A 13,038-nucleotide genomic window follows, 5' to 3' on the forward strand; every position below is an offset into this window, starting at 1 on the left:
ATAAAAGAAGAACACATGAAAAAGAATATAAAATATCTTGCGGGACTTTGCCTGATGGCTTTGGGCATGAGTTCTTGTGAATATGACAACTACGATGAGCCTAAATTGCTTTTTGACGGTAATATCGTGTATAACGGAGAGCCTATCGGTGTAAGCTATAATGACGTTTACTTTCAGCTATGGGAAGAGGGATGGCAAACCTTTGGAAATATTGGTGTGGCCATTGACCAGGATGGTTCATTCAGTTCGCTTTTGTTTGCAGGTGATTACAAGTTGATCATTCCGGCAGATCAGGGGCCGTTTATGAATTTGACGAACCAAGAATCCGGTTCTGACACCATTCCATTGAACATCAATGGAAGCATGAACATGGACATTGAGGTGCTGCCTTATTATATGATCCGTAACGTGGACATTTCTGGCAACAGTAGTGAGGTGACCGCTAATTTTGGTCTGGAACAAATCATCACTGATGCCAATGCCCGCGGTGTAAACGAGGTGGTCCTTTACCTGAGCAAAACAGCCTTTGTGGATGGACGGACCAGTATCAGCTCTGCCAGACTTGGCGGAGGAGACATTACCGATATGTCCAGCATCCAATTGACCACCGGCGTTCCTGACATGACACCTACGCAAGGCTATGTCTTTGCCAGAGTGGGATTGAGAATAGAAGGGGTGGAGGATATGCTGTTCTCCTCAATCGAAAGAATAGACTTCTAGTGATTTAATCCGGATGATGTATTAGGAATCGTAGGCCTGTCCTCCCGGAATTCTTCGGGGAATGTCGGGAAGAGCTGAAAGAGCAATAAAATCAGTTGGTTTGGAGGTGTGAGCGTCCGCCCCGGCGGACGCTCACACCGAAAACTAAAGCATATTCGGATTCAATTAAAAGCCAGCATTACGTCATAGCGAGGGGGACGAAGCAATCTCATTGAAAAATGAAAAGGTAGCTTTCTGTTTTCACCCGTCGCGATGACGTACTGAGCTGGCTTTACTTTAACCAATTGACCCTAAATAAAACCAAATTATGAGACCACTATTATTTATCTTTTTTTATGTCGCCGCCCTGCTATCCATGGGGGCATGTTCGAGCAGTGCTCAGGAACCTGTTCCCGATCCTGTGGAAGATGATGACGAAGTCATTGAAGGCCAATATACCAATCCTGTTTGGGAGCCGGTGTTGGCCGATCCTACGGTAGTGAAATCAGGAGACACTTTTTATGCCTATGGTACCGAAGACAATTGGGGTGATGAAGGTGGTTATCACCTGGTCCCCGTGATCAAATCAAAAGACTTAATCCATTGGGAATTGGTGGGGGATGCCCTGCAATCCAAACCCACATGGAAGCCAGAAGGGGGCATCTGGGCACCAGATGTTACCAAAGTAGGCAGCCAATATTTTATGTACTATTCTTTTTCCACTTGGGGAGATGCCAATCCAGGCATTGGCCTGGCCATAGCGGACAGCCCTGAGGGACCTTTTGAGGATTATGGGAAAATTTTTGATTCCCAGAGCATTGGTGTAAACAATTCCATTGATCCGTTCTATTACGAGGAAGATGGTCAAAAATACCTTTTTTGGGGAAGTTTTAGAGGGCTTTATATGATCAAGCTCACTGAAGATGGAAAGGCTACAGTGGGCGAAAAAGTCCAAGTAGCCGGCGATCACCTTGAAGCCAGCTATATCTTTAAGAAAAGCGGTTTTTATTACCTTTTTGGTTCATACGGCTCCTGCTGTGAAGGCGCCAATAGTAGTTACCAAGTCTGGGTGGGAAGATCTGACAAGCTGGAAGGCCCCTACGTGGACAAATCAGGAAACAAGCTTTTGGACGGGCATTACGGAGAACTGGTGGTCAAGGGAAACCTTGGAGATACGGGATTTGCAGGGCCAGGCCACAATGCAGAAATTGTCACCGATGAGGAGGGAACGGACTGGCTGGTTTACCATGGTATGCTAAAGAGCCAGCCTAGAACCAATAATGGCACCAATAGAAGAACATTGCTGATCGATCCGATCCTCTGGAACGGGGGTTGGCCACTGCTCTTTAGACAAGTACCAAGTATCAAAGCCAATGATGGCCCAGTGTTTTAAATAATTATCAATGATCCCATTAAATCCTATGCAACCTTTAAGATGTTTGATTTTCGGTTTTTTATGTTTTGTACCCTTTTTCCTAAATGCACAGGTAGAACCTGTCCTTTCTGATTTTGACAAGAAAGGAGAAGCCACAGTAGAAAATACCTCCAGCGGTTTTATCGTCTCATGGCCTGCCGGAAGTAACCAACAGGGTAAACTCGCTATTAACACCAAAAGTGGTCACCCTCTTTTCGAATCATTCCAATTGGAACGACCGGGTAAACACGTAGAATTGGCCAATGATATTGACCCAATGTTTTTACTCACGGAAGGAGAGCGTGATCTGAGCAAAGAAAGTGGTTGGAATATCTTTTTTGACCGGACCGCTTATAAGCCCCATGAAACCTACAAGGTGCAGTTGAAAAAATCCCAAGTCGAGGTATTGAGCGATGGGCAGCGATCTGTTATTAAAGTGGGCGATCTGACTGCAGGAAATTTTTCGGGTTGGTTAGAGGTGACGCTTTACCACGGTAGCCCTTTGGTCAATATTGCCGCTGTCATGCACACAGAAGAGGATGCCAAGGCCATTATTTATGATGCTGGTTTGGTGGCCAACAATAAAACGTGGAAGGAGCTCTTTTGGTCCGATACGGAGGGATATTTGCAGTCTAAGGCTACCGGTCAGCTGGATGGGGAGAGTGAAAATCTAGCCGTAAAATACAGGACAATCAGTGGTGAAAGTGAGCAAGGAAGTATGGCTGTATTTCCTGCACCGCACCAGTTTTTTTATCCGTTGGACAATGCGTATAATCTCAAATATGTTTGGTCTGGTGAAAATTACAGGGGTGTGGTAGATGGATTCGGAATCGGCATCAGGCACGACCTAATGGGGGACAATAGGCACGTGCCTTGGTTTAATGCCCCGCCTCATACCGATCAACGGCTTAACTTCTTTGTTTACCTCAGCGATACCAAGGATGGTCAGGTCATGGAACAGGTAAAGGCCTTTACCCGAAATGATCAGTACAAACCATTACCGGGCTATAGAACTATGGCCAGTCACTTTCATACCGAGCATATGGATGATGTTCTTACCCATAAGCCGGTGCCTGATATTCCCGGTCATGTGAAAGCATTACGCGATATGGGCGTGAATATTATGCATTTGGGAGAATATCATTTGGCCGGAAATCCACGCGATTCGGGTCCAAGGAGGTTACCGGAACTGGATTTGATGTTTTCCGAATGTGAACGTCTGAGCACAGCCGATTTTCTGATGCTCCCAGGGGAGGAACCCAATTGCCATTTTGGTGGACACTGGATGAACATTTTTCCTAATCCCGTTTATTGGATCATGTCGAGGCAAGAAGGCGAGCCTTTTGTGGAGGATCATCCGGAATATGGGAAAGTTTACCGTGTAGGAAACAAGGAAGAGATGCTGCGATTGCTGGAAGAAGAAAAGGGACTGGCTTGGACTGCCCATGCCCGTACCAAAGGCTCCACCGGTTATCCAGACGCATACAAAAACGAAGATTTTTTCCACTCAGACCGCTTCAATGGCGCGGCTTGGAAATCCTTACCAGCTGACCTTTCCAATCCCAACCTAGGCAGAAGGGTCCTGAAATTAATGGACGATATGGCCAATTGGGGCGAAAGAAAATACGTCATTGGTGAAGCAGATCTTTTTAAATTGGAACCGGATTATGAGATATATGGCAATATGAATGTCAATTACCTTCAACTGGACAAATTGCCCAAATTTGAAGACGGTTGGCAGTCTGTGCTGGATGCGATGGAGTCGGGCAGGTTCTTTGTCACCACGGGAGAGGTGCTTTTGCCCTCCTTCAGTGTCAATGGCAAAGGAAGTGGGGAAGTCCTGACGTTGGATGGCAATGGCAAGGCGACGGTAAAGGTGAGTGCCGCGTGGACATTTCCGCTCCAATACGCAGAGATCATTTCAGGAGATGGGGAGCAAGTGTATCGAGAGACAATTGACCTCAAAGAAACCCGTGCGTTTGGTGAAGACGATTTCGCCTTTGAAGTGGACTTGAAAGGCCGCACTTGGGTAAGGCTGGAGATATGGGATGCTGCTGTCAATGGCGCTTTCACCCAACCGGTTTGGATAGAGTAAGGAGGAGAAGTAGTTCGTATCGAGATCCGAGAAAAAAGTAGTGAGATATGAGTATTGAGACGTTTGAAATGTAACGTACCCGAAAGTATCGGGGCAGGCTATTGCGAACGCAGAGCAACGGAGTGAAGCAATCTCTTTTTCTTGAGATGAGACTGTTTGGCTTTAGGCAGGCCTGCCTTTGGCTCCAGACAGGCCTGCCTTTGGCTCCAGACAGGCCTGTCTAAAGCCAAGGCAGGCCCGCAGTGACGGTTTTTGAGGAAAAAAGTAAGAGAGAAGGTGTCAGGTAAATTCGGGACGTGATACCTAACAGCTTCCTTTGGGGAGAAGGGAATCGTCCCATAAATAAAGAATCAAACTTAATTAAACCTATTATTAGATGAATTTTAGTATTAAAAAATGGGCGCAGCTACTGGTAGTGGGAGGAATGGCCTCGCTAGTGAGTTGTCAAAATGCTGCACAACAGCAATCCGAAGGAGCAGCAGTAGAGGAGATGAGTGCCATTCGTCCACCGGCCTATCCGTTGATCACAGTGGATCCTTATCTAAGTGTGTGGAGCATGGGAGACGAACTTTATGGTGACGCGACGCGCCATTGGACAGGAGTGGCCAATGACCTTCAGGGGATCATTCGGGTAGATGGTAAGCCCTATTATTTTTTGGGGGAGGAAATGACCGAAACGGAGACCGTCCTTCCGCTGGCAGGACTGGAGGAACCGTGGAACTATTCACTGGAAAAGCCGGCAAAAAGGTGGAAGGAACTAGGCTATGAGGAAGGCAACCAATGGAAAACTACCAAAGGTGCATTTACCAATGGTGACGACAGCCCAGCTCCTAACCAATGGAATACAGAAGACATTTGGGTCAGAAGGACGTTTGAGCTTGATAAGGCTGATTTTTATGACCTATTGCTCAACATCCATCATGATGACAATGTGAAAGTATACTTGAATGGGGTCCTGGCATACGAAAAAGAAGGCTGGGTCAGTACACCAGCGACGGTAGTTATCAATGAAGAAGCCAAAAAAGCACTGAAAGAAGGGGAGAATCTATTGGCCATTCATTGCCAAAATACTACAGGTGGAGCATTTTTGGATGCCGGATTGGTAGAAGTGCTTCAGCCAAAAGTAAGCATCGCCCAAGCTGAACAGACTTTTTCAAAAGTAAATGCCACAGAAACCTTGTACTCCTTTGATGCTGGTGGGGTGACGCTAGACGTGACTTTTACGGCACCAATGCTTCCAGATAACCTGGAAGTAATGACCCGACCTGCCAATTATGTGACATTCGAAGTACAAGCTAAAGATGGTAAGGAACATGAGGTACAGGTATATTTTAGTGCTGCAGGTAATTTGGCGGTAAACACCATGAACCAACAGGTGACATGGGAGCGACCCCAGATAGCAGGCTTGCAAGCCTTGAAGATCGGGACGAGCACCCAACCTGTTTTGGAAAAGAAGGGTGATAATGTAAGAATTGACTGGGGATACATGTACTTGACGGCTGCCGATCAGGAAAATATAACTTCCCAAATTGATGTGAACACCAACAGTGTGGCTGAATTTGCTGAAAATGGCAGGCTCAGTGGTACGGATGCTGACCAAAAGCCCGTTTCGCTGGATGATCAAATGATCACTTCAGCTTTTTCTTTCGATTTTGCAAAAGTTGGGGAATCCAGCCAGCACGATTTTTTAACCTTGGCTTATGATGATCTGTATTCGGTGCAGTTTTTCAATAAAAACCTTAAAGCTTGGTGGAAAAAATACGGCATGACCACAGCGCAAATGCTTCAAGCTGCACAAACCGATTATGCAAAACTAAAAGCAGCCAGCGAACAATTTGACAAGCAGGTGTACCAGGACGCTTATGATGCAGCCGGAAAAGAATATGCGGAAATTTGTGCACTGGTGTACCGCCAGGCCGTAGCTGCCCATAAAACAGTGGAAGGCCCTAATGGCGAACTGTTCTTCTTCTCGAAAGAAAATTTCAGTAATGGTTCTATCGGGACTGTGGACGTGACCTATCCATCGGCTCCCTTGTTTTTGATCTATAATCCAGATCTATTGAAAGGGATGATCGAGCCAATTTTCTATTATAGTGAAAGTGGAAAGTGGGCCAAGCCTTTTCCTGCCCATGATGTGGGGACTTATCCGCTTGCAAATGGCCAGACCTACGGCGAGGATATGCCAGTAGAGGAGGCTGGAAATATGCTCTTGCTGACTGCTGCCATCGCCAAAGTAGAAGGCAATGCCGATTATGCCAATAAGCACTGGGATATCATGACCACTTGGGTGGAATACTTGGCCAAGGAAGGATTTGATCCGGCCAATCAGCTGTGTACGGATGATTTTGCCGGTCATTTGGCACATAATGCCAATCTTTCTGTGAAAGCGATTTTGGCCATTGCAGGTTATGGGCAGTTGGCCGAAACACTGGGCAAGACTGCAGCAGCTGAAAAATACACTGCCTTGGCAAAAGACTTCGCCCAAAAGTGGATGGACAAAGCTGAAGATGGTGATCATTATAGTTTGACTTTTGATAAGAAAGGTACCTGGAGTCAGAAATATAACATGGTTTGGAATAAATTATTGGGACTGGATATTTTTCCTGAGGAAGTGGTCCAAAAAGAGATTGCCTATTATCTCACCAAGCAGGAAGCTTATGGGCTGCCTTTGGACAGTCGTAAAACCTACACCAAATCAGACTGGGTGATCTGGACGGCAGCCATGGCAGAAGATGAAGCAGATGAAAAAGCCCTGATCGAGCCAATGTTTACCTATATCGACCAGACGCCAAACAGAATTCCTGTCAGTGACTGGCATGAAACCACAAATGCGGAATCAGTCGGATTTAGGGCAAGATCGGTCGTCGGAGGATATTTTATGCCGGTGTTGAAGGATCGATTATTGGAAAATTAAAAGATTGACGGATGTGAGATGATTTCACGTTTCACATTTCATGTCTCAAGTCTGATATCTCAATACTCAAGTCTAACATTTCAATACTCATGACTCAATACTTTATACCCAAAATAATTACCAGTGCAGTGCTACTTGCTCTCCTCTTTTCATGTGAAAAGGGAGAGCAGGCCACTGTGATTTCAGTTGTGGAGCGGATTGATACCACGGCTACCAACGCCCATTACATCAGCAATAGAGCACCACTAAAGCCTAGTGCATTGGTCAAGCTTCCTGTAGGGTCGGTGAAGCCTGAAGGATTCCTCAAGGAATACCTGATACGCCAAAAAAATGGCTTGACAGGTCATTTGGGAGAAATCAGTGCTTGGCTGCAGAAAGAGGACAATGCTTGGCTCAGTAAGGACGGTGAGGGCGATTGGGGCTGGGAGGAAGTGCCTTATTGGCTCAAAGGTTATGCGAATATTGGTTATTTATTGGAAGACCAACAGATGATCGATGAAGCCAAAATCTGGCTGGAAGGGACCATGAACAGCCAACGTGCTGATGGTAATTTTGGTCCGAAGCATTTTGACGGAGACAACCAGGATTTCTGGGCCAATATGATCATGCTCTACTGTCTGCAGTCCTACTACGAATACTCCAATGATGAAAAAGTGCTGGACTTGATGACCAAGTACTTCAAGTTTCAACTCACCGTTCCGGATGAACATTTCCTTAATGGTTATTGGCAAAAACTTCGTGGGGGGGATAATCTCCGTAGCGTTTTTTGGCTGTATAACCGCACCGGTGAACCTTTCTTACTTGAATTAGCGGAAAAGATCCACCGTAATACTTCCGATTGGGTAGGGAGGGATCATGACCTGAAGGATATCCATAATTACTATGAAGTACGTGATGGGGGAGAAGTCCCTGACTGGTACCGTGACCAGATCGACTGGCATAATGTAAATCATGCGCAGGCCTTTAGAGAGCCAGCGCAGTATTATTTGCTCAGCCACGATGATAAGCACTTGGAAGCTACCTATGACAATTTTGACATTATCCGAGAGCACTTTGGACAGGTGCCTGGCGGAATGTTTGGCAGTGATGAAAATGCCAGACCGGGTTATGCAGACCCACGGCAGGGAGTCGAAACCTGCGGCATGGTGGAGCAGATGAACTCTGATGAGCATTTGCTGCGCATCACCGGTGATCCTTTCTGGGCTGATCACGCCGAGGAGGTAGCGTATAATACATATCCAGCAGCGGTGATGCCGGACTTTAAATCACTGCATTACATTACTTCGTCAAATATGACACTGCTCGATGCTGAAAACCACGCTCCGGGTATTGCCAATAGTGGTCCGTTCTTGATGATGAATCCATTCAGCTCGCGCTGCTGCCAGCATAATCATTCCCAAGGGTGGCCGTATTTTATAGAGAACCTTTGGATGGCTACACCTGACAATGGTTTGGTGGCTGCGATCTATGGCCCTAGTAAAGTAACGGCGAAGGTTGGAAAGGGACAGGAAGTGACCATTGAGGAAACAACCCATTATCCTTTCCGTGGACAATTGGAGTTTACTGTAGAGACCGCTCAGCCTACTGAATTTCCGCTGTATTTGCGCATTCCGGCATGGACTACTGGTGCTACAGTAAGTGTTAATGGGGAGACCTTAAAGGAAAATGTAAAAGGGGCTGGATATGTTAAATTAGCTCGTCTATGGAAGTCCGGTGATAAGGTAAATTTGACCTTGCCCATGGAAATCCATGTAAATACTTGGGTGAAAAATAGCAACAGCTTTAGCGTAAGCCGTGGGCCATTGACCTATTCACTTAAGATTGGCGAGGAATATATTCGAAAGGAAAGCGATGAGACGGCGATATGGGATTCCAAGTGGCAAGAAGGAGTGGATACCAAAAAGTGGCCATCCTGGGAAATCCGTCCTACAAGCGAATGGAATTATACATTGGCATTGGATAAAGAAAATCCTGCGGCTTCGCTGGAAGTGGAAGAGCGACCTTGGCCCGAGAATGATTTTCCATTTACCCCGGAGAATGTCCCGATTTTGATCAAGGCAAGAGGAAAAAAGATTCCTGAATGGCAACTGGATCAATATGGATTAGTGGGTGAATTGAAAGATTTACCGGCTACTTCAAACCAACCTTTGGAAGATGTGACCTTACTTCCCATGGGGGCGGCAAGGCTAAGGATCACCGCATTTCCTAATGTGAAGTAAGGATAACCTTATGACATATCTCAAGACTCATATCTCATTATTAAATATTCAAAACTAAACATAAAAAGCATGAAAAAGTCACTATTGCTAGGTGCTGGTCTGCTCTTGGCCCAATCAATCGCTTGGGCACAAGATAGCAGCTGGGCACCTGCTGAAGGTAAGATTATGACAGAATGGGCAGAAGAAATCGACCCGGAAAATGTCCATCAAGAATATCCAAGACCACAATTGGTCCGGGAAGATAACTGGCAAAACCTGAACGGGCTGTGGCAGTATGCAATTCAATCCAAAGGAGGTCAAACGCCATCATCCTTTGATGGGGAAATATTGGTTCCGTTCGCCGTTGAGTCAGCACTTTCGGGTGTTGGAGAGCGTGTAGGAGCAGAGAAGGAACTATGGTATAAGACCACTTTTGATGCGAAAAAGTCCAGCAAGGAACGTGTGTTGCTGCATTTTGGTGCCGTAGACTGGGAAGCAGAAGTATTTGTGAACGGGACGTCAGTAGGCGTTCACAAGGGAGGCTATGCACCATTTTCTTTTGACATCACCGATGCACTTAAAGGCAAAAAAGGCAACGAACTGATCGTAAGGGTCTGGGATCCTTCCAATGATGGCCCACAGCCTAGGGGCAAACAAATAAAGAATCCCCATGGCATTTGGTACACCCCTGTGACGGGTATTTGGCAGACCGTTTGGACTGAGAATGTACCTTCCAGTTACATAGCCAGCACCAAGAATACTCCGGATGTGGATGCAGGAACGCTGACGGTGGAAACAGAGGTGAGAAATGCCCAGTCAGGCCAAAAAGTACGTGTGAAAGCCCTAGCTGATGGACAAGTGGTCGCCGAAGAAGAAGTGGAAATAGGTCAGCCGGCTGTGCTGAGTATTGCAGATGCAAAACTATGGGAGCCGGGAAACCCCTTCTTGTACGACTTGGAAGTGAGCTTGGTAAAAGGTAACCGTGAAGTAGATGCTGCTGACAGTTATGCGGCCATGAGGAAGGTCAGCATGGAATTGGATGAAAATGGCGTACAGCGCATGCTGGTCAACGATGAATTTATTTTCCAGTATGGCCCATTGGATCAAGGCTGGTGGCCTGATGGTCTCTATACGGCTCCCAGTGAAGAAGCGCTGGTGTTTGATATCATCAAGACCCAAGAGATGGGCTTCAATATGATCCGTAAACACGTAAAAGTAGAACCGGCCAGATGGTATTATCACTGTGATAAGATGGGGATGTTGGTATGGCAGGACATGCCTAGCGGTGACATGGGTAACCAGTGGAACCCAAGACCGGGGATCGTCGGAGTAGGTACTGAGCGTGACAGAAGTCCAGAGTCTGAAGCGATATTCAGAACCGAATGGAAAGAGATCATGGATGATTTCCACAATTTTCCTTCTATCATTGTATGGGTGCCATTTAACGAAGCATGGGGCCAGTTTAAGACTGAGGAGATCGTGAAATGGACCATGAAGTACGATGAAAGCCGCCTGGTAAATGGTGCCAGTGGTGGCAATTTCTTTCCTGTTGGGCAGATCATGGACTTGCACAATTACCCAGAGCCAGCCATGCCGAATCCTAAGTTCTTCGGTAAGGACATGGTCATTACCTTGGGAGAGTTTGGTGGACTAGGATTACCTGTGGAGGGTCACACCTGGCAAGAAAAAGACAACTGGGGCTATCAAAGTTTCAAGTCTGTGGAGGACCTCGAAAACCGCTACGCTGAAATGATGGAAGCGCTGGTAAAACTGATCCCCCAAGGACTTTCGGCCGCCGTTTATACCCAAACCACCGATGTGGAGGTAGAAACAAATGGCCTGATGACATATGATAGAAAGGTGATCAAATTGACCCCTGAGTTTCTGAAAAAAGTCCACGAGCAGCTTTATAATGCGGAGTAAAGGAGTCTTTAGGTAAGGGGAATATTCTTTCTTCAAGTTTTAAAATTATATCCAAAAGGCCCAAGGTGATTTTCACCTTGGGCCTTTTCGTGAATACAGCTTAAGTCCGAAAAATTTTTGTAATGTGAGAACGAAGTATTTTTTGGTTCTATATGATTTACTATGGGCAAAACTGAGCGCTGGCGGGTTATGGAGATCGAAGAATGGCGTGGACGGATGAATTGGGTGCCATGCTCATCATGAAGTCGATAATCATATTTGTTTTCCTTGCCCATGGTCAGTACTTACAGCACTGTTAGGATGCTTTATCCAATTCCCGTTACCAAGCTAATGCTCCTAATGAGCATTCCTGCTGACACTTCTGTTGGCTAAAATAGTGAGGAGGGAGTCCTGGCCAATGTCCCTGGGCATTTAAGTTTGGTAAGATCAGGATGCCTCCAGGGGGCTTTGTGCCGTAGGAACAATACCATTTCCCTGCCCTATCCGCACAAGCGGGACAGTTCCGCGGATAATTTACCCACAGTATTCCATATAGAACCAGAAATATTATCAGGTTTCCAGCAGTTATTTGGGATGAATAATAATCCAGCTAAAAAGTAAGGGGATAAACTAATGGAAATACACGAATGGTAGAGGAAATTGCTTTTAAATCACTCCCCTGAAAGGTGGGCTTAATCCAGCCCAATAAAACGCATTGGGCTAATTAGGTGATAGCATTAGAGGAATGTTTTTTGGCTTATGCCCCAAGGCTTTGCCTCGGGTTAATGTCAGGAAGGCTTTCAGCCTTCGGTTCTCTCTATAGGGGAAATGATAAAATTAGGCTTGGTGTGGTCATAAGCCGAATTTAAGTTTTAGAATAGCTATTCAGGATTCACTTTGACAGCTAAGATGTTAAATTCCTGCTCTTACCTCTTTTCATCAATTTTTCTTTTCCTGTTCATACGGTAAAGATGTTTTACAAAGTCACGATCAGCCTCTTGCAATAGATAGACTTGTTTTGGCTGGAGTACTTTGCTGAATTTTTTAATAGAGGATTTTTCTAGGTCCAGTAACGATTGTTGAAGTTCAAGTTTGGTATTGATCAATTGGGTGGCCTTATCATCGGTAAGGGTTTCTTTATCTTCATTGGAAATATCCCTTAACTGATGCAGAAGGGCTCTTCTTTCATCTTCAAATGTGTTGTAAAGCGGCCAAAATTGTTCCGCCTGATCGGGGGAAATGTCCAATTTTTGAGTAATATAAGCGATTTTTGCAGCTTCCAGTTTTTCACGGTCATAGCGGGGTTCCTCACCTCTTCGCTGAGCCAAAAGGCTGGAAGAAATCAAGGCCATCCAAATTAATAAGCTGATCTTTTTCATGATTTTTGTATTTTCCAGTTTTCTCTGATTTCCGGGGTTAATAATACCATAGTTCCTCCTCTAGCTCGTTTTCGCTAAATTGGTAAGACTGCCATTGTTCCTCTACTAACTCATTTAAGATAGCATTTGGGTCATCTGCTAGTGATAATACATCTTCGGCACTCCACTCTCCCTGATCAATTAATAGTTCGATTTCATCTTCCACGGCCAATGTGGAGGAATTGTTTATTTGTGTAATATTTTCCGTTTCAAGTTTAATAATAAATAAACTGGTGGATAGGATCACCATTGCTGCAGCTGCCCAGCTAATCCAGATAACTCGCTGTTTGTTTTGTGCTCTTTTAGTCATTATCTGGGCAGGAAGGCCATCAAAGTAGCCTTCTGGCTCTCGGAAAATATCACCTTTTGGAATGTTCTTTTTCATAACCTGTACGTTA

At 45.6% G+C, this 13,038-nt stretch carries 8 protein-coding genes; 6 read left to right on the top strand and 2 right to left on the bottom strand.

The window, feature by feature from the left end:
* The first annotated feature begins 15 nt into the window (after nt 1-15).
* The 6 genes from FKX85_RS13120 (at nt 16) to FKX85_RS13145 (ending at nt 11,243) form a co-directional block, all read left to right on the top strand.
* Nucleotides 16-720, top strand: coding sequence for a DUF3823 domain-containing protein (locus tag FKX85_RS13120; protein WP_141615158.1), 705 nt, complete (start codon nt 16-18; stop codon nt 718-720).
* A gap of 307 nt (nt 721-1,027) precedes the next feature.
* On the top strand, nt 1,028-2,092 hold the full coding sequence (locus FKX85_RS13125; protein WP_229239622.1) for a family 43 glycosylhydrolase: 1,065 nt from the start codon (nt 1,028-1,030) through the stop codon (nt 2,090-2,092).
* Between the two features lie 28 nt (nt 2,093-2,120).
* A complete protein-coding gene (locus FKX85_RS13130) occupies nt 2,121-4,208 on the top strand; it encodes a CehA/McbA family metallohydrolase domain-containing protein (RefSeq protein WP_141615160.1) in 2,088 nt (695 codons plus the stop codon).
* A gap of 376 nt (nt 4,209-4,584) precedes the next feature.
* Nucleotides 4,585-7,122, top strand: coding sequence for a glutaminase family protein (locus FKX85_RS13135; protein WP_229239623.1), 2,538 nt, complete (start codon nt 4,585-4,587; stop codon nt 7,120-7,122).
* An 89-nt stretch (nt 7,123-7,211) separates the two neighbouring features.
* A complete protein-coding gene (locus FKX85_RS13140; protein ID WP_141615161.1) occupies nt 7,212-9,341 on the top strand; it encodes a beta-L-arabinofuranosidase domain-containing protein in 2,130 nt (709 codons plus the stop codon).
* A gap of 69 nt (nt 9,342-9,410) precedes the next feature.
* Nucleotides 9,411-11,243, top strand: a complete 1,833-nt coding sequence (locus tag FKX85_RS13145; protein ID WP_141615162.1) for a glycoside hydrolase family 2 protein — start codon at nt 9,411-9,413, stop codon at nt 11,241-11,243.
* A gap of 905 nt (nt 11,244-12,148) precedes the next feature.
* Here the strand turns inward: FKX85_RS13145 and FKX85_RS13150 are convergent.
* Both FKX85_RS13150 and FKX85_RS13155 read right to left on the bottom strand, forming a co-directional pair.
* Complete coding sequence (locus tag FKX85_RS13150; RefSeq protein WP_141615163.1) at nt 12,149-12,601, bottom strand: Spy/CpxP family protein refolding chaperone; 453 nt, start codon at nt 12,599-12,601, stop codon at nt 12,149-12,151.
* A gap of 37 nt (nt 12,602-12,638) precedes the next feature.
* Entirely contained in the window at nt 12,639-13,025 is a 387-nt protein-coding gene (locus FKX85_RS13155; RefSeq protein WP_141615164.1) for a hypothetical protein, read from the bottom strand.
* Nucleotides 13,026-13,038 lie beyond the last annotated feature (13 nt).

Origin of the sequence: Echinicola soli (assembly GCF_006575665.1) — a bacterium.
Lineage (GTDB): Bacteria > Bacteroidota > Bacteroidia > Cytophagales > Cyclobacteriaceae > Echinicola > Echinicola soli.

Coding starts and splice junctions, on each gene's coding strand:
- FKX85_RS13145 (WP_141615162.1), top strand. CDS start 9,411: ATGAAAAAGTCACTATTGCTAGGTGCTGGTCTGCTCTTGGCCCAATCA.
- FKX85_RS13135 (WP_229239623.1), top strand. CDS start 4,585: ATGAATTTTAGTATTAAAAAATGGGCGCAGCTACTGGTAGTGGGAGGA.
- FKX85_RS13150 (WP_141615163.1), bottom strand. CDS start 12,601: ATGAAAAAGATCAGCTTATTAATTTGGATGGCCTTGATTTCTTCCAGC.
- FKX85_RS13140 (WP_141615161.1), top strand. CDS start 7,212: ATGACTCAATACTTTATACCCAAAATAATTACCAGTGCAGTGCTACTT.
- FKX85_RS13155 (WP_141615164.1), bottom strand. CDS start 13,025: ATGAAAAAGAACATTCCAAAAGGTGATATTTTCCGAGAGCCAGAAGGC.
- FKX85_RS13130 (WP_141615160.1), top strand. CDS start 2,121: ATGCAACCTTTAAGATGTTTGATTTTCGGTTTTTTATGTTTTGTACCC.
- FKX85_RS13125 (WP_229239622.1), top strand. CDS start 1,028: ATGAGACCACTATTATTTATCTTTTTTTATGTCGCCGCCCTGCTATCC.
- FKX85_RS13120 (WP_141615158.1), top strand. CDS start 16: ATGAAAAAGAATATAAAATATCTTGCGGGACTTTGCCTGATGGCTTTG.